Raw genomic sequence first — 20,033 nt, 5'->3', positions numbered from 1 at the left:
GTGGTCTAATTAGGCCGCGTAGAGTTGGGACGTAATTGGGAATTGAGTTTCGAAGTGAATAGGGCGAGGTAGCCGAGGACGTAATGCCGTCGCTCGGTATTGTAATAGGCGATGTAGTGGCTGATTTCCAGCCGTGCTTCACTCAAGTTGCGGAAACTGCCGCCGTCGAGCAACTCGGTTTTTAATCGGCTCCAAAATGATTCGACGTGGACGTTGCCGTAGCAGTTGCCGCGCCGGCTCATACTCTGCAGGGGTACTTCTTCCTAAAGGGCGGATTTACACGCTAAGTATTTAACCTATTGATTTTCAATGCCATGCAAGCTATGCTTGTTTGTGCTATCAGAAAGGAAATCCTTTTTGATCGGCTTGGCAGACCCTCTCAATTGCTTAGAATCGCCCTTTTTAAGCCAGTTTTCGAGCTACCCTTTTTGATAAAGCGCTGTCGGAGGGCTTAGCGTGTAAAACCGCCCTTTTGGAACAAGCCCCCCCTGCACAGCCAGTACGCGGCCACCAACTCCTGAAAGTTAGTGGCCGCGTACTGGCTACCCTGATCGCGACTCTGAATCATGGCTGTTTCCCAAAACCCCAGTGACTTATAACTGCTGAAGAAACTGAAGCTCGCTGAGCGGCGGGTGTGAATGATCAAAACAATGAATAATCCCGGCAAAGCCCGTAGAAAAAGGCGAGTTGTCCAACATGTTATGGAGGACGGCTCTTACGAGATTATTAAGAAGCACTTGCCTAAGGAATGGGTGATCCGCCACTTCAATCAGCCGGATTACGGCATAGACTTAGTCATTGAGCTATTTGACAAGGTAGACGAGCGGGTGTCGGAAACACTAGGTGAGTTTATCTACGTCCAAGTAAAATCAGTTACTGAACTGGAGGAGAGGCCGGAAAGAATCTATCCTTCTGGCAATGTCGCCAAAGGCTCTTGGCAGGAGAATAAAACGGAATATGTCGAAGTTCCTGTAGTCAAGTATCCTTTTGACACTGACTCTATCTATACTATCCAGACCTGGGGAGCGAGTATTGCTGTTCTGTTGATTGTAGTCAACGTCAGAACAGAGGATGCCTACTTTGTCTGCTTGAACGACTATATCGACAAAGTACTTTTACCGAAGCTGCCCACCTATGAGGAACAGGGCTCGGTAACAATCAGCATACCTGCCTACAATAATTTGAAGGACAAAGAGGTCACAGGAGCAGCTTTCGGGTTGTATGGCAAGCGTGCAAAGCTGCTGGCAGCCTTTTCTAAATTCTTCTACCAGAAAAATGAAATTGGTTACATGTTCCAGTTCAAAACATGGCCTGTCGTTACCTACAGAGAGAAATTGGAAATAGAGAATGCAGACGGAGACGGTGTAACAATGAGCGGCAAGGCCATAAATGACACCTTGCTATTATTCATCGAACAGATAGAGCACTTAGACATCTGGGAGTATAGGGGATGGGCACCTTTGGCTGATTGCAAAGCAGAGCTACTTTCTCTAAAACGCCACCTGCTACACCCTGAACCTGACGAAACACCGGAATTCATACTCAACCAAATACTGCTCATTTGGCATCGTCTGACCAACTTGGCGACTATGTATGAAGAAATATGCCGCGAATGGTTCCTACCCAAAATGCTGGCGCTGTACTCATACCCAAAACCAGTTGTAATAATTAAAACGTCATCCTGATTGTTATAAGATGGTCTACAGCGGTCTTGTGAACACTGCGTCCTGTGCTGCTGTAATTCCGTGTAAGCGTAGTTAAAACCTGGCTCCATTCATCTCGCACACGCGTCGCGGCAGCTTGCCAGGAACTCGGCACTTTAACGTGAGCATGAGGTTTGTCAAGTCGTTGTTGCGTCAGCAGACCGACATCAGTTCGTTGGTTCCTAAGCCGTTGCACAACAGGTGCCTGCGTTACCTCAGTGCTGCAAGGCTCAGGCCCGCAGCTACGAAGCGCTCCTACGAGAGGCCGTTAAATGGATCATCAGCCAAGTCGCGCAACTGGCTTGACCACTGTGTCTACCACATCCAACCGGCCAAGTGGGAGGACATGGCGTTTGCAAAGCTGCTTCAGTAAACAATTAATAACAGAAGAAATATTGTCACTTATAACTTTTTATCAAGTTCAGATACTCAATAATATACTGTTCATTAATTCTTAACAGCATTCATTTCCTCGGCTTCTGCAGCGGCTGAGTCCTTAATAAGTTGCATCACGTCTACAATCGGCAGGGTAAAACCTTCCAATGGCGTACCTGCTACCCGCGTCCAGAGCATACCACGTGCAGTCGAATACGCAATACTGATGAGCAGCGTAGCCAATTGCATGTCTGGAATAGGGCGAGGATGCTGATCGATCATTTGCAATAGATCAGTTAGGTTCTCCACCTCAAACACGATATCCACGGTGAAGTTGCCACCTACACCCACGGGCTCGGCAGGGTTACCGGCGACAGCTTCGCACGTTACATCTAACGACACGGCAATGTGTGTCGGCGTATTAGCCAACCCGATATGCACGCGCTGACTAAAGTTGATAGCGGCAGTCTCATCCTGCGCCATAAGGGCGCTAATACTTTGCCGGCCTTTTACCACAAATTCTGGAATGGAGCCCCCTACTATCTTTATTTTTTGAATATCAATCGGCGTAGCCATTCGTTAGGCTGCTTTCATCGGTTTCATTTGGCCAGCAGTTACACTGTCCATTACGGGCAAAGGCAACGGCTGTGTTACAACCGGGAGAACCGTGTATTTGGCATTATTGCTAACAGGCACCATTACTGCCGATATAGGCATCCGCTTAGGTTTATGCCCAAAATAGCCCTCCTGCTTGCGTGGAGTTACCAACAAGTCTGCCTTCAAAGCAGCCTCTAACTTTGCTACGCTTTCCAGCGTCAGATTATGCGTTCCGCTCAGCCACTTGCTCACCTCCGCATCTGACTTGCCCAGCAAACGCGCTAAGTCCCGACGCGACATGTCTCGGTCGTGCAAGATGGCTTCGATTTGCTCTGATAAGTCAAATACTTTCGAGGCAAATACTTTGGAGAACAGGGGCACTTTTGCCCGCAAACGGTCAAAAGCAGAGCTGATGGTAGGCATGAATTAAGCAGAGAGGGGGAAGTGGTAGGAAGCTAACGGATAAATAATTCTGGAGGGTCAAGTAGAAGTTCACCATCATCTGACGCTACTTCCCAATCCCGCCGACACTGATCTAATGCCAAAGCCGCCTGCTGGGCGAACTGAAAGTGGCGAGCAACATTGGGGCAATTTTGCGCTTGATCAGTTGTCTTGACATCGCCATTAAATAAAACCAAAGTTCGGTTGCCAGCCGCGTAGCAATACAGGCGAAGTGAAGTCTGGTCAACTCCTATTTCTCGCATGTATCTGGAAGTAGGTGGCAGGGCTTGGGCTCTAGCTTCTTGACGTAGCAAATCTGTTTTGAACAACGAGTAGCCCCGTTCATCTATTTGCTCTAGAGCCGCTAGAAAACGGTCAAGTTGTCCAGCTACTACCTCGTCGGTAGCCGCCCGAGCTTCCATCCTTTCAAAAAAGTCAGCCGCTTCCGAAAGCTCAGCGTCTTCTTTGCGTAGCGTGTACAAGCGTAAGCCGTTTTCATAATGGCCAAATTGCTCAAGGTGATATATCGTAGACCCAGGCACTGTAAAACGTTGCGAAAGTAGGGAAAGTTTAACTTATAAGTTAAAAAACTTTCTAAGTGTCTGGCATAAAGCTTTGTACGGGACGGACCTTATGCCAGAGCAAGTGCGTTTTGATTAATAGCGTCTACTACTGCAAACAGCTGACGGATCTGCGCATCTTCTCGAAACACGCCTGTTACGCCTTGGTCGTGGTGTTCCGTGAAAGGCTGCTCAAACAGCCGGGCCCGGTCTACGGTACCATTGTGAGCTAGGTAATCAATAAGGCTATTCACGAACGTAATCTGGTCAGGTTGCAGAGGGGTAGTCCCTAGGAAGTCAGCAAATGCTTCTTTAGCCGCGTTAATCTCTAACCCCAATATGCCCCGCACGAATACTCCCAGTGGCGCAGGCTGGCCTAGTTCCTGGTGCAGGTCCTGAACTGTGCCACGCTCCTGCCCATCAAACACGAGCCGCTCCAGCTCCTGCAACTCAGCGGCTGTTATGGGCTGGTTGGTACGCAAGCGGTTGATGGTCACGTGATGTTGATTCTCGCGGATGTAGCGTGCCACCCGCTGATGGTAGCTTGCCAGCTGTGAACTACCCCACTGCTGAATATCTTTCTCGGCCACTTGGTCACTCTGCAGCTCGTCGCGAAAGTAGGTGTACACCACCGGCTGCTGGTCTCGATCCAGAAACTTCACCAACTCCCGCAGACGCCGGCGTAGCTCTTCCAAGTCGGGTAGGGTAGCCTGCTGCCAGTATGCGGGTTGCTGCACTGCGGAAAGCAATTCCCGTTGCTCGTACACGGCCGGAACCGTCAACTTTTGGCTCAGCATGCGGCCCAAGTTGCTCACCCGCTCTACCATCTCCTGCTGTCGGGCGCTACGTTGAACCACGGCTAGCATTAGGTTCAGTGCCAGCAAGTCGAAGCGCCGAGCTAACTCGTCGTTGCCCTCCACCGGCGCCAGCGGGGCTAAATGAGTTTCCACATCCTGCACGTCCACGCGGGTTAAGGCGTCCCAACGGGTCCGGGTGCTGCCGAACTCTTCCACGTAGCGCAGCTTGGCGCGCACCGCAAACGTACCTTGATCCAAGCCGGCTACCTGCCCGTGCAGAGTGTCGAGCAGTTGGGTACGCAGCTGCTGGTGAGCGGCGTCAACCAAGTAAGCGGGCTGGCGCAGCACTTCGGCCACTGTCAGCCGGCGCGTAAACACCTGCTGGCTTAGCGCCACTTGCGCGCTGTTCACCAAGCCTGCCGGACGAGCCTCGAAAAACTCGAAGTTTTCGCAGAAGTCGAAAATGACAAAGTACTGCTTGTCCTGACCAGGGCCAAATAGGTCCGGTCGCAAACGTGTGCCGCGGCCCACCATCTGCCAGAACTTGGCACTCGAGCGCACGGGCTTGAAGAACACCAGGTTCACTACATCGGGAATGTCAATGCCAGTATCCAGCATATCCACCGATACGGCCAACTGAGGCCGCAGGCTGGGGTTTTCAAACTTCTCGATCAAATCCTGCGCGTAATCGTCGTAGTTGTCGATGATGCGCAGAAAGTCGCTGCCCAGCTGCGGAAACAATTTTTGAAACCGCTCCTCGATATAAAGCGCGTGGCGGTGGCTACGAGCAAACAAGATGGTCTTGCCCAGCTTATCACCGCCTTCCACCTTGATGCCATGGGCCATGACGTAGCGTAGTACCTCATCGACGGTGTGCTGATTGAATAGCCAGGAGTTCAACGCCGATGCTTCGATTTCTTCGGGTAGCTCACCGGTGGCCTCGTCCCTGAATTCAGCTTCGTATTCCTCCTTTTCCTGCTCGTTCAATTCGTTGTACTTGATGCCCTGACGCTGAAATTTGAGCGGGACCGACAGGGCCCGCGGCGGCACCAAGTAGCCATCTTTCACCGCCTGGTCCAGCTCATAAGCGGCCGTAGGCTGGTGGTCTTCCAGGCCAAACAGCTCGTACGTGTTCCGGTCAATCTGCGCTAACGGCGTAGCCGTGAGACCCACCAGCAGGGCGTCGAAGTACTCGAAAATTGCCTGGTACTTCTGGTACACCGAGCGGTGGGCCTCGTCCACGATGATGAGGTCGAAGTAGCCTGGTCCATACACCCGGGACCCGTCAAAGCCACTTTCTCCGTCGATGCGGTTCATCATGGTGGGGTAGCTCGAAAACACCATGCGAGCTTTGTTTTCGTCCCGTTCCCGCGTCAGGTTCACAGCCGACAGGTTTGGCAGGTGCTCGGCAAAGGCGTTTTTGGCTTGCTTCACCAAGGCGTTGCGGTCAGCCAGAAACAGCACCCGCGTTACCCAGCCGAACCGCATCAGCACGTCTACCAACGCGGCAGCCGTACGGGTCTTGCCCGCTCCGGTGGCCATTACCAACAGCGCCCCCCGCTGCTTGTCGCGCTGAAAGCGTACAGCCACCCGCCGAATAGCTTCTTCCTGGTAGTAGCGGCCCGCAATGGCCTTGTTGACCGCTGCCGTCAGTAAATCGCGCCGCCCGGTGCGACGCAGTACCAGCCGGCGCAATTCGTCTTTGGTTAGGAAGCCCGCTACCCGGCGCGGCGGGTACTGCGTAGCCGCGTCGTCGTCAAGCAAGTAAGTTTCAAAGCCATTGGTGTAGAACACCACCGGCCGCCGGCCAAATTGCGCTTGCAGGCAGTCGGCGTAAAGCGTAGCCTGGTGACGGCCTTCGCGAGCATCTCGCAGGGTTTTCTTGGCTTCCACCACGGCCAGGGGCAGACCGTCGTCGTCCCAGAGTACGTAGTCCACGTAGCCCTTGCCGCTGGTATTGGTGCTCAGGGGCATACTCGTCACCTCGAACTCACACACGCGGGGCGCGGATACGTCCCAGCCTGCTTCGCGCAAAAGCAGGTCGATGTAGCGGCGGCGCGTTTCGGCTTCCGAAATGGCCACGGGCAATGGCAACGGGTGGGCTTGGTTCTGAGCTTTTACCTGCTGCATAGCTGTCAGGCGGGCTTCCAGCTCAGCCAAGCGGGCAGCGTTGGCCTTCAGCTCGTCGTCTTTGCGGGCCAGCTCTTCCTGTTGGTCCATGTAGGCCGCTTCCCTTCGCTTAGCTTCAACTTGGGAGGTATCGGCAGTTGCGCCCGCTGCGGCGGGCAGCAGGTGCTCATCAAACAAGGCTAGCGCGGGCCGCTCCGAGCTGTAGCTGGCTGCCACAAACTGCATAAAGCCGTGCAGGTGGCGCAGGGCGTCGAAGGCTTCGGGCCCACTCGGGGCCACCCGGTGATGGGCGGCTTGGTTGCCCAGCTTGCGCACGTAGTTGGCACCCTGGAAGCGGGCTTGCCCCAGCAGGTTCCGGAAGTCGGCCTCGTGCAGCAGCGTGGCCAGGTTATCCTGGTCAGGCACGCGCAGGCTATTATCGTTATCATACACCCACCGGATGGCGTTTTCCAACGCAATGCGGCTGCTTAAGGCCGCCAGGCGCGGGGCGCTCCACACGTGCAGCTCGGCCTCACGGGCTTGCTCGTACAGTTCCGGCCAGGTGGTTTCTAGGAAAGCGAAGTTGGATAAAGATGGGGCCATATGCGGCGGCGGATGAGCTTAAATATAGTTGTATTGTGCATTATGATGAAGCTGTAGCCAGTAAGCAAAGCAAGTATTAATCTGCTAATTCCGTACAGGTCCCGCGCTAACTCTTGGGCCTCTCCAATGCCCAGCTGCTCACACAGCGCGTACAAGCCTTTTCCGTGATCGTAGGTGTTTTTAAGCACGGCCACGACGCTTAGTAGCGGCCGATCAGCATGGTACTCATAGGCGCTGATGTCGCCCATAACACCCGCCAGTATGTTGCGGTGGTGCGCCAAGCTCATATCCAGCCCGAGTTGGCAAGTATAGTATCAGCCAGTGCTTGGTACGAGATGATTTGATCAGCCTCAGCTTTTGTAATCAGATACTCTCGTAAGTCCCGGTTCATGGTTGTCTAACGGTAGTCAGTACCGTTCACCAAAGCTTGCAGCGCAGCTGTAGCCGACTGCAAAAAGCAAGCTACCGGCTCCCACCGCTCCGTGCTGGTGTCCAGCCGCTGCAGCTCCGCGTACGGCAGAAGCAGTGTTATTTGAAAGCCCAGCGCTACCGCTGCGTAGTTCCGATCAGTGTCCACGAAGTTTTCCGTCCAGGCCGGCAGGTGTGCGCGCCACTTGCCATCGGTGTCGCGGTCCAGCCAGCTTTCCAGCTCGGGCCACTGTGCCCGCCACCGCTGGCCGGAATACGTGTCAAAGGCCGCCCAACTTTGAAAGTTGCGTGCGTAGGGCTCCAGCTCACCTTCCAGCAGGATTTCGAAGATGTAGCGGTTAAAGTGCGAGAACTTGATGTACTGCTGTATGGCTACCGGGTATTCCTGGCCCTGTACCTGCAGCGTCGTCCGCTGGGTCCAATCCAGCGGCCGGCCGTACACCGACCAGCCTTGCTGCTTGGTGTTGCCTGGCCACACGTTCACGCTGATGCAGGGAGTCCCGTCGTGCAGCTCAGGGTAGGTGATGACTTCGCTGGCCCAGGTTTCGTCCAGCGGCATAGCTACCCGGTCGTTAAACGACTTCAGCCGGTCGCCGAAAGCTTTGCCTTGAATGTAGTGCAGCCGCTTGTACAACGCCGGGGCATTGATGCCGTCGGAGTGCGCAAACGGGATAAACCGGAATGGTAGCACCTCATCCCAATGCGGAAAGTGATACTGCACGAACTGCACCAAGTCAGTAGTGTACGGGCTGGCCTGACCGGTAAGCTGGCGTAGGTTTTGGATGTTGGTAGCCAGCCGCACCACCTTGGCCCAGCTCAGCGCCACTGGCTTCACGGCCGCCGGCTGCTCACCCGACTGGCTTTCCAGGTAAGCTTCCACTTGCCCTTTCAGCTGTCCCAGGCAGTTTTCGTTAGTGCGTTTCACTTCCACCAGCACCAGCACATCCTTGTAGCGGATGGTCAGGTCAGTAACGGGGGTATCGTTCCGCCAAGCGGCCACCTCCGGGTAGGTAGCCGCATCCAGCTCAACACCTGTCAAGGCTACTGCGTAGAGCGTGGCACAAGCGCCCAGGTCCTGCACCCGCTGCTGTACATCTACCCTGAGCCGGTCTTCTGCGTAGGTCAGGTGCAGGTGCCCGCGCAGCTCGGCTTCCCCCACAATGGAGCCAAGCAGCGCGTACAGAAACAGTGCATCGTGTTGCAGGCACAGCGCCAGCGCACGAGTTAGATTGTTTTCCAGCACTTGCTGGTCTTCACTGGCGGCATAGTGCCGGAATAGATTCAGGTGTGGATTCTGCCCAATCATCGGATAGCATAGCTGTTACCTATGGCCTACAATTCCAACACTAGCTGTCCTCCCCGCTTGGGTGCCTCGGCTTCTACTGGTAGCGTCAGCTGCCCGCGAAACGCCTGCTGCAACAAGCTGTTGAACAAGGCTTCGGAGTGCTGCTGAAGCTCTTGGGTTACGGAGTATTGGGCTTCCAAAAGCTTGATTGTATCTGCAAACTTTCGTTGCAATTTTAGGGGAGGGAGAGGAATTTCTATTTTTCTTAAGTCACCAAGGTTAATTCCCTTCACCGCCACGCCTTTAGTGTAACGCTGCATAATCCTTTGCATCTCAATATGTTCAAGGCAACGATGAACATACTCTGGGTTAGATAATTCAGCATTAATAGATAGTCTGGCTGTATCTTGAGTGATGTTGGCGCCATTTAATTCTGGAGGAGTTATTGCTAACCTGCCTACATGGCCTCTTATGGAGATCAGTAGGTCACCCGGGATTAGTAAGGACCTTTTGTAGCTGTCAGATATTTCTTTGGTTGTCCGCTTAACCTTATTGTGCAATACGCGGCCACCTTTGATATCAACCACTCTCACATATGGCACACCGCCTTCTATGTCCTCACTTCCTGGCATAAGAATACCATAAGTAACGGGTCGTTCTGGGTGAATAAAATCTGCCAGCTTCACCTTATTCCAACCCTTCTCATTCCGCACCGGGTCGCCGAACATATCTACGAACATGGCCTGTACCAACTGCTCGTACTGCGCAAGCAACTGCTGGTCCTGCTGCCGCAGCCGGTCGGCCGCGTCCAGCACCCGCGCAATGTGACGCTGCTCAGCTATGGGAGGAAGGGGAATCTGCACATCAGCTAAATAGGAAGCTAGTTTCAGATTTATAATTCCAGTGGTCTTATTCTGAAAGGCAAGCGTTACTTTGTTAATGTGCAATCCATAAAGCATATGCAAGGCATACTTAGGATGTACACTCGCTTTGGGGCGCAATATAGAAGTGAAGTTGTTACACAGATACGTGCCCTCTTCAATGTCGAAATAGACCACCCTCCCAACTGGCTGAGTTGGACTGCCACCCGATTTCTCGATAATTATATCACCGGGCCTAAGTTGCTTTTGTAGTACTTTCTTGCGCTCAATATCACGCCTGACAACATTCGATAGATTGAGCCTTCCTTCGTTAGTGAAGTTAGTAGTGCGTAGGATGTTGACCGCCTGTTCAGTTGGCTCTACACCCCATTCACCTGAAATGGGCTTTTCGAAAATGTCAGCTAGAGTTACCTTCTTCATCCCAACAATCCTTCAAGTTGCTGTAAAGTCTGTTGCCGCTCGGCATCAAGGGTGCGGATTGCGGCTAGGATGGTGTGCGGGGCGGCGTACTCCACCTCCGCGTGCACAGTTTCCTTGTAGCGGTTGATGCTTAAGTCATAGCCTTGAGCGCGGATATCGGCTACCGGCACCACAAAACTTTGCTCCGTACGGACGCGCTGCTGCTCGCCGGCATCATGGCGCAGGTGCCAGCGGGCTATGATGTCGGGAATGTCGTTGGTGAAGGGCTTGGCGGGGTCCAGCGGTGTGCGCTTATCGTCTAGGGAATAGCCGTCGGCGCGCATGTCGTAGAACCACACTTGGTCGGTGCCGCCCGAGTTGGTTTTGGCAAACAGCAGCACGGCCGTACTCACCCCCGCGTAGGGCTTAAATACCCCACTGGGCATGGATACCACGCCTTCCAGCTTCTGCCCGTCTATCAGCGCCTTGCGCACGGCTACGTGGGCCTTGCTGCTGCCAAATAACACTCCGTCGGGCACAATCACCGCGGCCCGGCCGCCAGTCTTCAAAGCTCGCAGAATGAGGGCCAGAAACAGCAGCTCCGTTTTCTTGGTATCCACCACCCGCGTCAGGCTCTTCTCCACGGTGTCTTTGTCCAAGGAGCCCTTAAACGGCGGGTTGGCCAGCACCAGCGTGTAAGCCTCCCGGATGCCCGCGTTGGCTTCGCTCAGCGCGTCGCGGTAGTGCAGCTGCGGGTTCTCAATGCCGTGCAGCAGCAGGTTCATGGCCCCGATGCGAATCATCGTCGCGTCGAACTCAATGCCGTTGAAGGCCTGGGTCTGAAAGTGCTCGGCCGTGGCCCGGTCATTCAGCACTTCCAGGTAATGTTCCCGCACGTACTCGCCGGCACTCACCAGAAAGCCCGCGCTGCCCGCCGAAGGGTCGCAGATAATGTCCTGGGGCGTGGGCCGGGTCATGTCCACCATCATCCGGATGATGTGGCGCGGCGTACGGAACTGCCCGTTAGTGCCGGCTGTGGCCACCTTGCTCAGCAGGTACTCGTACAGGTCGCCCTTGGTGTCCCGGTCGCTCATGTCGATGGCCGAGAGCATGGTCACCACCCGCTCCAGCAGGTTGGGCGTGGGTATCATAAAGGTGGCGTCCTTCATGCGCTCGGCAAAAGCGCCCACCTGCCCGCCGGCCTCTTTCATAAAAGGAAACACTTCCTGCCCCACCACCCGGTACATAGCCTCGGCGTCGGTTTCCTTGAAGCGGCTCCAGCGCAGATGCTGCTGGTCGTCGCCGAAAATCGGGTTTTGGATAGGCCTGCCCGTCCAGTGAGCCTGGCTTTCGCGGGCCGTGTGCAGCTCATCGAGCCGCCGAATAAATAATAGGAATGTAATCTGCTCGATGACGGTGAGCGGGTTGGCAATGCCTCCGGTCCAGAAGGCTTCCCACACCCGGTCCACCTTGCTGCGAAGGTCGCCGGTAATCATAGAAGGAACACAAGAAGGAAAAAGTAGCCCCGCTTCGAGAGCAGGGCATTAAAGGTAGGACGGGCTTCTATAGTAACAAAATCTTACAAAGGCAATGTGCTGGCCTGTGTCTTAGTGCTTCAATGCCGCTCGAGCACTTACCACCTCGTCTAGCTGCAGCTCTTGCCCCAACTCATCCTGCCACTGGTCTAGTCCCGGCAGATAAGAGAAAATATGTCGCGTTGGCTTATCCAATGCCCGCGTAACCACGCACAGCCGATAATGCGCTGGGTCAGCTTTCATCTGCCGGTATTCATTCGGCGTCAGGTCCACCACCACGTCTCGCCCCGACAGTCCTTTCACCTCCAGTTTCAACAGCAAGTTGCCCGACCTGGCTTCCAGGTCCCAGCCTACGTTGTCTTTTTCTACGGAGTCTACTGTATAGCCATAGTCGGAGTAGTATTTGCTCACCACCTCCACAGCTTTTCGCTCGACAGCCTGCCGTTTAAGTACATCGGGCTGGCGGCGTCCGTGGGCACGCTTTATCGGTAGCGGTGGTCGCCCAGTGGCTTGGTAATGCTGAATATAATCGCGCACCTCCTGTTCAAAAGCAGGATTCTTATCGGCATACCAAACATTGCTCTGACCCATATTGCCCTTGCCACGTGGCACTGCAAGCGTGCGGGCATCGGGTAGGAGCAGCACCGCGTTCTGCGACTTTGCCGTAGCGTGGTAGCCATGCTTTCTACCCTGCCAGTTCCATTGGCTTGTTCGCGTAACATTCACTTTGTGGTAAGCAGCATACACCGTTGCCGATTTGTACCAGCCAACTACAAAGGTGCCCCGCGTGACCGGGTGCGTCGCTGTCCAAACCACCAGCACATTGCTTATAGATGAGACTGATAAGCCAGCTCCTAGTCGATTAATGTGGATATTTCCACCGCGGGGCGGTTGCACGTAGCCGTAAAGCATACCTCGGTGCGGTTTGAAATTGAACATTTCCCCACCGGTTTTATGCACCTGCACATACTTACCCCCGCCCTGTATGCTGTCGTTGTTTGGGCCCGCGTAACGGTTCATCCAACCGGTGTTGAAAAAGATGATGGGTTGCATACCGTTACGCTACCCCTAATGCCTCCTTAAATGCGGCCATGATGCGCACCAGCTTTGGAGTGGGTGCGTCCTCTTCCTGGTCCCGCTGCTTTAGGTAGCGGGTGTACAGATTTCGCAGTTCCTTCTTGAAGCCATCTAGCGCTGCCACGGCGTTGGGGCCCAGCGTTACAATGTCTAGCGGCTCGTAACGTGCTTCGTACAAACTGCCAGTTTTAGCCAGCACTATTTCCAAAGGAGAGCCGAACTGTATTTCTTGTCCCTCCGCCGAGGTGAAGCCTTCCACAGCGGCTTCGGTTTGTTCGCTGCTGCTCATTGTCACCAATGACTTGCGCAGCTCCCGCACCGACAAATTTCGTAGGCCTTTGTTTTTTTCTACTTCAAGCACAAGACTCAAAAACTCCGTGTCCGCTCGTTGTTCTTCCGATTCACGTGCCCGAGGCGGAGCTATGCTCCGGGCGTTTACTTGCGTTATGCGCGGCAGCACCCGATATCCGTTTTCTACCGCCTCGCGGGATTGCACCACATAGTCGGCATTGTTAGCGATGCTGATAATTGGCTGATAGATGGCCCGCATCTGTTCGGGCGTAGCATGTTCTAGGTTTGCAGGTCGGTTCCCAGAGGTGTAATCGAAATCTATTACATCCTGCTTGTACTCTTGCAGGGCCACGCGATACCAGTCGGAAATGCGACCGTCCACATTCACTTGGCCCATGAGTGGCATTATATCCACTGCCAGCGAGATTTCAAAACTGCCGTGATTAGCAAACACTGACCGCGGTTCCGTCACCTCGAGAATCTTCTGCAAATCCTTGTACAGTGTCTCCTCTAGAGCGTAAAGGGAGCGGAACATATGCTCAAACCGCACCTCTACATAACTCCGGAACGAGCGGGTCACTTTTTGCAGAAATGAGCCTATGTCGGCTGCTCCGATGGTGGTACCAAACCGCTTTTCTACCGGTTCTAGCCTAAACTCCACTGCTTTCTGCCGCAGCGCTTCCAGATGCCGTGTGAAGTCCCCATCCACCCGCATGGCGTCAAAATATGCCAAGTACCGTTCTGATAGCGGTAGGATGTGAAACGAGTCTTCTTCTGGCCTGTATTCTGGGTTTAGCTGTTCTCTGGGTACCAGCAATCCTTGCACAAACGCTCCTGTTGCATCAGTGTCTAGCACCAGCACGTTGGTGTTATATGGTTGCTGAGCCACGTCCAGCAAAGAGCGCAATCCAGTTGCATAATCATATAGGTGCACGATTGACGTTTCCAACACGAGCCAGCGATTGGATTGCTCGTCGTGATCAACCCAGTTAAATAGATAGTGCTTTCCAGCTGACGACTGATAATGCGTCAATAGCGGTCCTTCGTAATAAACTAAATCGTCTACCTTATGCAGCGTAGCAGCAAATTCCTGAGCGGCTAATCTGAATCCTAGTTGCGTTATCATCAGATTGCAGTTATTGCTACCACTTGAGCCACAAGGTTGGCCGCTTGGTATTCGTGAAAATTGAAATGAAGATGCGTATTGGGCTTGGTACCGAGCCCATCAATGGGGCGCAACTGCACAGCCGCAATATGCGTGTGCGTTTTGCGCTTGCGTAAGTAGGCCTTGAAGAATTTGCGGGCGTGGTCCTCTGTCTCAAACATCGACAGAGCCCATTGATTGCACAGATAGTTCTCTTCCGCTACCAGCGCTTGCCCTTCAATAGCCGCTCCAACCTGTATTCGTCGTGGTGGCCCGTTTGATTCAATGGGCACTGGTAGAAAGTCTTCCGCTACTGGCACGGACTGATGCACATAGCGGTACGCTACTCCATCACACGGTGCGGCATCGGCAGGGCATTTCACTGCCGTAAACTCGATAGCGGCTAGCTCACTCTCGTACTTAAGCATTGAAGGGCTAAGAAATGTATTAACACCCGTATACTGTATAGTCGCGATTATCGAGCCGACAACTATAGCGGGCTATGCCAGCCAAAAATAGAGCGTTTTAAGAATTTCTGAGTTTCTATTTGCCCATTTCAAGGTCAGAGCTTATGGACCTCTAATACGTACTTCAACTCAATTCGTCCATACGAGTTAAGCACCCAGTGTGGGCCGCTCTGGGGCCGTTATTGGACACGCCCGCTCGTTTATATAATGATAAGCGTCTTGGTTCAGATGCATCGGCTCTGTTCGAACGGTTTGAACCGTTCTTATCTGTCAACTACGTGCTCGCACAAGCGCTTCAGCTTCGTTTTGCTGCTATACTATCGCTCACGCTGTTGTAGCGGGTCGTTAACTGCTTACCAAGTTATTAGGCCTAGAAAGTAGGCCTATCAGGCGAGTACTAGAATTAATGGATTGATCCAAGAACCATATCAGAATCAAGCTAGAGGTGTTCGGAGCGCGCCTGCACTATGGCAGGGGCTCCCAGCCAGCGATCTACCATCTTCACCGCTGTTATAGGTAACCTTCAAAATAAGAGTAGGAGCGATCAACTAGGCTTATCAGGTTATGGAAAAGCCAAATATGCCTTGCTGCGGCCCGAAATCCATCTAACGCTGTTGTCCAATGCGTCTGGATGAATCAAAGCAAAACCAGAATTTAGCCTCTAGGCACTACTTGCAGGCAAGCGAACTCCTAAACGCAGGCGGCACTCCGGTTCTAGGAGCTACGGTACGACAAGAACCAACGCGTGGTTCAATGCCACGGCCAAGTAGACGGAAAAAGGATCAATGCGAGTCTAACCGACAGTTCATGGCTGCGACGCTGAAATCAAACTCAGAGGCGTAATAGCTCTTCTACTAAGAGGTCTTTCCGTGGAAACAACCCGCTCGTTAACTACGATGAATACCCCGCAACTTTTTCGCTAGGTTCTCACAGGCGGCTTGTAACTGCCGTGAGTACCTGCCGGTGGTCAGGAACGACTGTTCTTCCCAAATGATATTGTCGGCCGAAAGGCCTGTCACCCAGACTAAACCAATCAGTCGAGCCAAGGTAAGCGCGTAAGCGGTGGGATCGTGGCGTAGATGCGCGAAAGCCGCTTCCGGCGAGTGGAAGACCACTTCTTCTAGGCACCACGCAATATGAGAGGCGTCGGCGTGTTGTTGCTGGATCTGCCAGAACTCGGGAGATTCTCCTTGTAAATCGTCGGAAGAAGGAGAGAAAGCCATCGTGGGGTACAAAGAAAAACAATGATTGTATTGTCCTAGCCAAACGGTTTGAACCGTTACCGTTGCTCGACCAGGTGCTCGCGCAAACGTCTCAACTTCTTTTTACTTACCGTGTACGCACTATAACCACTGCCGAAGAACCCTTGTTGCGCAATGTCTTCGACGACTCCCTGCACCTGATCGTGCATCCAATAGAGGTCGTGCAAGCGCCGATGGCTGATATCCTCTGCGTGCGCTAAGCCCGGATGCTCCCGATACTCCTGTGCGGCGGCGTACAGTTTCCGCACAAAACGACCCGCGCTCCATCCTGTAAGCTGATGGCCTGCTTCTGTGAGGAACCGCTCTACCAGCGAGCAATAAAGCTGGTGGAATGCCTGCTCCTGTGCAGTGCGTTCGCGTTCGGCAGCCGTGAGCTGCTGATGGGTAGCCCTGGCCCTACTTCCCACCGCTTCATTCTCTTCTTCATCTTCCTCTGGCTCGTGGACAAGGGAAGCAGGCCACTCGTCGACGAGCGGCACAGCGTGGGAAAAGGGAGCAGGCGCATCCGCCTGACGTCGGAAGTAGCGGGACTTACAACTGCTGTTACAAAAAACTTTGTCGCGACGGCCCACAACGGGGGCGTCGCACTCAGGACAATATCGAGAGGAATCCATTGGGTGGATAGACAGCCGAACGGTTCGCAATCCGTTCCGGGTGAGGAAAAAGGTTTTAAGGACGCCGTAGTTGAATGTGGCAGATAGGATGGTGGCATTGTAGCCACCGACATTGGTAATGCTGCTAGCGTTCTGCGCTGGTCCCAGGCCTCACACAGTAAGCTAATCGATTGGTAATTGGTCTATTATTCTTGTGGAGCTTGTCCCTGCTGATGGAAATAGAGTAAGCTGCGCATAGCCATGACGACGCTATCAAAGTAGCCCAGCTTAGCGGCGCGCAAGGGCGATTCAATGCGATGCTCGGCATAAGCCTGCTGAGAGGCGTCGGTGTCTGCCAGCGAATAACTCACCAGCTTGCTCCACACCCGATTTATTTCTGTCAAGGATACCGTGTTTTCGCCATCCGTGGGGAAGAGCGCGACTAGTAGCTCGTAACAGTAGTTGAAGAACGTGTACGATTCGGTAAGTAATAGCTCACTCTGTTGTATGTAGCGTTGCTGAGTCGCCACTAGCTGGCGCAAATACTCAATTTCGATCCGCTCTGCCGTTCGCTGATCCTCGCCTCGATACGTTTCGATCGCTTCAGGGGTCATCTCAAATAGGTCGGCTAGCTTCGCTAGCTTCACCGCATCAATCTTGACGTGGCCTTTTTCTATGCGGTTGTAGTTAGCTTTAGTAGTGCTCAGATGCACACCTACTTGCTCCTGCGTAAGGCTTTTTGCTAGGCGAATAGCCCGTACTCTTTCATTCAGCTTCTCCATACAGTAAACATAACCACTTTATTTGTATTTGCGTATTTTTTTGTTAACTAATAAACAATAAATTACATTTGATAGTCTCTCGTTCTATTCTTCGCCGCACATAGAAAGCTAGGTGATGAGTTGTCACACGTTAATCGCTCCTTCCATCCCTTTTACATATTCATTCCTCACTTCCAGTTTATTCTCGTCGTATGGATTACTTCGAACTCATCAAGCGCTTCTGGCAACGGGATGCAATCGCTCCTTTAAGTGGAAATGCCACTCGTCTCTATTTTTTTCTAATGAACGTGTGCAACCAAAAACGCTGGCATAATCCATTCACAGTAGCCGATGCCTCATTATGCTCAACCCTAAACATGCCCAAAAACACCATGAAGCCTGCCCGCGCTACGCTGGTTGCCGCCGGCTTGATTACTTACCATGCCGGTGGAAATGGGCGGGGAAATAAGGCGGTATATACCTTACTAAATAGGGAGGTTGTCGCTCCTACAAAGAAGTCATCTATCGACCCCTTATCACAAACAAAGAGGCCGAATAATCAGTCAGATTTCGACCCATTCACTCCTCAGAAAGGGTCGGTAAAGGAGTCAGAATCCGACCCCTCCTTTTTAAAGAAAGAAAACAAAACAGATTCTCTCTTACAGAACAAAGAAGAAAGGTCAGCTGCGCCGGCATCAAGGATAGGGGCTGCTATCAGTTGGTTTCAGGGAGAAAAGAGCAGCACAAATGATCGTTCACACGCGTTGGCTTCGAACACCGGGGGGAACAGGGCGCGACAGCGAATTGCTTTTACAACATCCCCATATGCGACGGAGGAAGGCTTCACTGAGCTGGCGACGAAACTGGGATATGAGAACGCCTGCGTCCCCTACTATCTGAAGCAGATTACCGCCAAGACGGAAGGCATACCAGCGCGGGATTTGTTCGGCTGGCGCAACTACGTACAACACTACTTGAACTTTGATGCTTTGAGTTCCCAAGGTTTGATTACTCAGTTGCCCAGCCCGGAAGATCAACCGGAAGAAACGCCGGGCTTTGAGGAATTCTGGAATGCCTACGGTAAAAAGAGCGACCGACTTCTCTGTCTGCAGGAGTGGGCGCGACTCAGTGCCACCGAGCGAGCTGCAATCATGGCACACTTGCCAAAGTATGTGCAGGCCAGGCCGACTGTGCAGTACCGCAAAGACCCGAAAAACTATTTGCAAGGTCGTTGCTGGACCGATGAATCACTCCCGTCGCCTCCCCCAAATACATCAGGACTCCCTACCCCAGCGCGCACCAGTTTCTCACTGGCGGAGAAAGTAAATCCTAAAGTTGTACTCTGATGAATCCCCAGCCGTATACTCACGTCGCCCCCCATGACGATAATTTAGAGAAGGCCGTCCTCGGCGCAATGCTTCTTGAGGTAGCGGGTCTGCGCACAGGTTTAACGCTGTTGCGAAGCAACGAAGAGGTATTCTACCAGCCGGCGCATCGCCTGGTGTTCCGCGCCATTGAGCGCCTGTTCAATGCTGGCCAAGCGGTAGACTTGATCAGTATCAACCGGCAGCTCGACCATGATGGAACGTTAACCAGAGCCGGTGGGTCTGCGGAAGTAGCTGAACTTTCGGTGCGCGTCCACTCCGCGGCCCACTTGCCCACGCATTGCCTGCAACTGCTGGAACTTTACACTAAGCGTAAGGTAGCTGAAATAGGTCGTCAGCTAGTAGATCGGGCCTACGATCTGACACAAGATTCATTAGCGCTCCTAGGGCAGGCGCAGCAGAAGCTTAACTGCGTGCATGATGTGTTGCAAATTAGACGTCCTCAGACCGTAGGGGAGTTGTATCTGGAAAGCATCACGGCAATTGCTAATGCCACCCAGCAGCGGGGCGGTTTGACTGGGGTCCCATCCGGTCTCACGTCCCTCGATAAAGTTACTGGCGGCTTCCAACCATCTGATCTGATTATTATCGCGGCCCGGCCCGGGATGGGGAAGACCAGCTTAGCGCTCAGCATTGCGCGTCACGCGGCTGGCCAGGGTATTCCGGGTTTGTTTCTGACCCTAGAGATGGACAATGCTCAACTCATGCGTAAGCTTATTGCCACCGAAGCGGGCTATACCACCAGCCAGCTCCAACGTGGCCTGCTGGAGCATGGGCTAGCGGAAGTAGAATCGATTCAGCGGAAAACAACGGTGCTGACTTCCTTGCCTCTGTATCTGGATGATACTCCCTCTTTGAGCATCAGCGAAGCCCGCGCGAAAGCCTCCCGAATGAAGGCAGACCATCAGATTGGTTTTATCATCACCGACTACTTGCAGCTCATGCAGGACGAAAGCAAAAACCAACGGAGCCGCGAGCAGGAGATCAGCGCTATTTCGCGGGGGCTGAAAATGCTGGCCAAGGAGCTGAACATCCCCATCATTGCTCTCTCGCAGCTTAGTCGGGACGTAGAAAAGCGTGGGGGCGACAAGCGGCCTCAACTCAGTGACTTGCGCGAATCAGGAGCCATTGAGCAGGATGCCGACGTCATTATCTTTCCCTACCGTCCGGAATACTACGGCATTTTAGAGGATGCCCTAGGCGTCTCCACTAGGGATACTACCGAGCTTATTATTGCCAAGCACCGCAATGGAGGACTTGACAGTCCCGTGGTCAAGTCAGTCATGAGTCAAGGGCAGTATGGCGACTTGGATCTTGGGGTGGTCCAGTAAAAACGGAC

At 53.3% G+C, this 20,033-nt stretch carries 18 protein-coding genes; 3 read left to right on the top strand and 15 right to left on the bottom strand.

What is annotated here, in order from left to right; all coding sequences use genetic code 11:
* Positions 1-5: 5 nt before the first annotated feature.
* Positions 6-242: an integrase core domain-containing protein gene (locus BXP70_RS31135; protein ID WP_086596990.1), complete on the bottom strand. Its 237-nt coding sequence runs from the start codon at positions 240-242 to the stop codon at positions 6-8.
* 408 nt (positions 243-650) lie between these two features.
* Between BXP70_RS31135 and BXP70_RS25665 the strand changes: the two genes are divergently transcribed.
* Positions 651-1,685 (top strand): DUF4365 domain-containing protein, encoded by a 1,035-nt coding sequence (locus BXP70_RS25665; RefSeq protein WP_086596998.1) that lies wholly within the window; start codon positions 651-653, stop codon positions 1,683-1,685.
* A gap of 465 nt (positions 1,686-2,150) precedes the next feature.
* On the opposite strand, the gene BXP70_RS25655 is transcribed toward BXP70_RS25665, so the two are convergent.
* The 14 genes from BXP70_RS25655 to BXP70_RS25590 all read right to left on the bottom strand — a co-directional run bounded on the left by BXP70_RS25655 (position 2,151) and on the right by BXP70_RS25590 (position 17,330).
* Complete coding sequence (locus tag BXP70_RS25655; RefSeq protein ID WP_086596988.1) at positions 2,151-2,654, bottom strand: hypothetical protein; 504 nt, start codon at positions 2,652-2,654, stop codon at positions 2,151-2,153.
* A 3-nt stretch (positions 2,655-2,657) separates the two neighbouring features.
* On the bottom strand, positions 2,658-3,098 hold the full coding sequence (locus tag BXP70_RS25650; protein ID WP_086596987.1) for a helix-turn-helix domain-containing protein: 441 nt from the start codon (positions 3,096-3,098) through the stop codon (positions 2,658-2,660).
* Between the two features lie 32 nt (positions 3,099-3,130).
* Positions 3,131-3,658: a hypothetical protein gene (locus BXP70_RS25645; RefSeq protein WP_086596986.1), complete on the bottom strand. Its 528-nt coding sequence runs from the start codon at positions 3,656-3,658 to the stop codon at positions 3,131-3,133.
* 89 nt (positions 3,659-3,747) lie between these two features.
* Positions 3,748-7,185 (bottom strand): DEAD/DEAH box helicase family protein, encoded by a 3,438-nt coding sequence (locus BXP70_RS25640; protein WP_086596985.1) that lies wholly within the window; start codon positions 7,183-7,185, stop codon positions 3,748-3,750.
* Positions 7,152-7,472: a hypothetical protein gene (locus BXP70_RS25635; RefSeq protein ID WP_086596984.1), complete on the bottom strand. Its 321-nt coding sequence runs from the start codon at positions 7,470-7,472 to the stop codon at positions 7,152-7,154. Before BXP70_RS25635 ends, BXP70_RS25640 begins: the two co-directional genes overlap by 34 nt.
* A gap of 110 nt (positions 7,473-7,582) precedes the next feature.
* Positions 7,583-8,920 carry a hypothetical protein gene (locus BXP70_RS25630; RefSeq protein WP_086596983.1) on the bottom strand — a complete coding sequence of 446 codons (1,338 nt, stop codon included), beginning with the start codon at positions 8,918-8,920 and terminating at the stop codon, positions 7,583-7,585.
* Between the two features lie 26 nt (positions 8,921-8,946).
* On the bottom strand, positions 8,947-10,200 hold the full coding sequence (locus BXP70_RS25625; RefSeq protein WP_086596982.1) for a restriction endonuclease subunit S: 1,254 nt from the start codon (positions 10,198-10,200) through the stop codon (positions 8,947-8,949).
* Positions 10,197-11,675, bottom strand: coding sequence for a type I restriction-modification system subunit M (locus BXP70_RS25620; protein WP_086596981.1), 1,479 nt, complete (start codon positions 11,673-11,675; stop codon positions 10,197-10,199). Before BXP70_RS25620 ends, BXP70_RS25625 begins: the two co-directional genes overlap by 4 nt.
* Positions 11,676-11,786: 111 nt before the next feature.
* Positions 11,787-12,767: a protein NO VEIN domain-containing protein gene (locus BXP70_RS25615; protein WP_086596980.1), complete on the bottom strand. Its 981-nt coding sequence runs from the start codon at positions 12,765-12,767 to the stop codon at positions 11,787-11,789.
* Positions 12,768-12,771: 4 nt separating this feature from the next.
* Positions 12,772-13,971: a hypothetical protein gene (locus BXP70_RS25610; RefSeq protein WP_143436685.1), complete on the bottom strand. Its 1,200-nt coding sequence runs from the start codon at positions 13,969-13,971 to the stop codon at positions 12,772-12,774.
* Between the two features lie 236 nt (positions 13,972-14,207).
* Positions 14,208-14,654 carry a hypothetical protein gene (locus tag BXP70_RS25605; RefSeq protein WP_086596978.1) on the bottom strand — a complete coding sequence of 149 codons (447 nt, stop codon included), beginning with the start codon at positions 14,652-14,654 and terminating at the stop codon, positions 14,208-14,210.
* Between the two features lie 926 nt (positions 14,655-15,580).
* On the bottom strand, positions 15,581-15,916 hold the full coding sequence (locus tag BXP70_RS25600; RefSeq protein ID WP_086596977.1) for a hypothetical protein: 336 nt from the start codon (positions 15,914-15,916) through the stop codon (positions 15,581-15,583).
* A 56-nt stretch (positions 15,917-15,972) separates the two neighbouring features.
* The gene (locus BXP70_RS25595) at positions 15,973-16,569 is read right to left on the bottom strand and encodes a hypothetical protein (RefSeq protein ID WP_143436684.1); all 597 of its coding nucleotides are present in this window, start codon (positions 16,567-16,569) and stop codon (positions 15,973-15,975) included.
* Between the two features lie 185 nt (positions 16,570-16,754).
* Entirely contained in the window at positions 16,755-17,330 is a 576-nt protein-coding gene (locus BXP70_RS25590; RefSeq protein ID WP_086596975.1) for a helix-turn-helix domain-containing protein, read from the bottom strand.
* A gap of 191 nt (positions 17,331-17,521) precedes the next feature.
* Between BXP70_RS25590 and BXP70_RS25585 the strand changes: the two genes are divergently transcribed.
* Together BXP70_RS25585 and dnaB are read left to right on the top strand one after the other, a co-directional pair.
* Positions 17,522-18,655: a hypothetical protein gene (locus BXP70_RS25585; protein ID WP_143436683.1), complete on the top strand. Its 1,134-nt coding sequence runs from the start codon at positions 17,522-17,524 to the stop codon at positions 18,653-18,655.
* The gene (dnaB, locus tag BXP70_RS25580) at positions 18,655-20,025 is read left to right on the top strand and encodes a replicative DNA helicase (protein ID WP_086596973.1); all 1,371 of its coding nucleotides are present in this window, start codon (positions 18,655-18,657) and stop codon (positions 20,023-20,025) included. Before BXP70_RS25585 ends, dnaB begins: the two co-directional genes overlap by 1 nt.
* The last annotated feature ends 8 nt before the right edge of the window (positions 20,026-20,033 follow it).

The organism is Hymenobacter crusticola (assembly GCF_002154225.1).
Lineage (GTDB): Bacteria > Bacteroidota > Bacteroidia > Cytophagales > Hymenobacteraceae > Hymenobacter > Hymenobacter crusticola.
This window is presented reverse-complemented; position numbering and strand designations above follow the sequence as displayed.

What these genes read in the sequence shown, in the direction of transcription:
- BXP70_RS31135 (WP_086596990.1), bottom strand. Translation starts at nt 242, where the DNA reads ATGAGCCGGCGCGGCAACTGCTACGGCAACGTCCACGTCGAATCATTT.
- BXP70_RS25665 (WP_086596998.1), top strand. Translation starts at nt 651, where the DNA reads ATGAATAATCCCGGCAAAGCCCGTAGAAAAAGGCGAGTTGTCCAACAT.
- BXP70_RS25655 (WP_086596988.1), bottom strand. Translation starts at nt 2,654, where the DNA reads ATGGCTACGCCGATTGATATTCAAAAAATAAAGATAGTAGGGGGCTCC.
- BXP70_RS25650 (WP_086596987.1), bottom strand. Translation starts at nt 3,098, where the DNA reads ATGCCTACCATCAGCTCTGCTTTTGACCGTTTGCGGGCAAAAGTGCCC.
- BXP70_RS25640 (WP_086596985.1), bottom strand. Translation starts at nt 7,185, where the DNA reads ATGGCCCCATCTTTATCCAACTTCGCTTTCCTAGAAACCACCTGGCCG.
- BXP70_RS25635 (WP_086596984.1), bottom strand. Translation starts at nt 7,472, where the DNA reads ATGAGCTTGGCGCACCACCGCAACATACTGGCGGGTGTTATGGGCGAC.
- BXP70_RS25630 (WP_086596983.1), bottom strand. Translation starts at nt 8,920, where the DNA reads ATGATTGGGCAGAATCCACACCTGAATCTATTCCGGCACTATGCCGCC.
- BXP70_RS25625 (WP_086596982.1), bottom strand. Translation starts at nt 10,200, where the DNA reads ATGAAGAAGGTAACTCTAGCTGACATTTTCGAAAAGCCCATTTCAGGT.
- BXP70_RS25620 (WP_086596981.1), bottom strand. Translation starts at nt 11,675, where the DNA reads ATGATTACCGGCGACCTTCGCAGCAAGGTGGACCGGGTGTGGGAAGCC.
- BXP70_RS25615 (WP_086596980.1), bottom strand. Translation starts at nt 12,767, where the DNA reads ATGCAACCCATCATCTTTTTCAACACCGGTTGGATGAACCGTTACGCG.
- BXP70_RS25605 (WP_086596978.1), bottom strand. Translation starts at nt 14,654, where the DNA reads ATGCTTAAGTACGAGAGTGAGCTAGCCGCTATCGAGTTTACGGCAGTG.
- BXP70_RS25600 (WP_086596977.1), bottom strand. Translation starts at nt 15,916, where the DNA reads ATGGCTTTCTCTCCTTCTTCCGACGATTTACAAGGAGAATCTCCCGAG.
- BXP70_RS25595 (WP_143436684.1), bottom strand. Translation starts at nt 16,569, where the DNA reads ATGGATTCCTCTCGATATTGTCCTGAGTGCGACGCCCCCGTTGTGGGC.
- BXP70_RS25590 (WP_086596975.1), bottom strand. Translation starts at nt 17,330, where the DNA reads ATGGAGAAGCTGAATGAAAGAGTACGGGCTATTCGCCTAGCAAAAAGC.
- BXP70_RS25585 (WP_143436683.1), top strand. Translation starts at nt 17,522, where the DNA reads ATGGATTACTTCGAACTCATCAAGCGCTTCTGGCAACGGGATGCAATC.
- dnaB (WP_086596973.1), top strand. Translation starts at nt 18,655, where the DNA reads ATGAATCCCCAGCCGTATACTCACGTCGCCCCCCATGACGATAATTTA.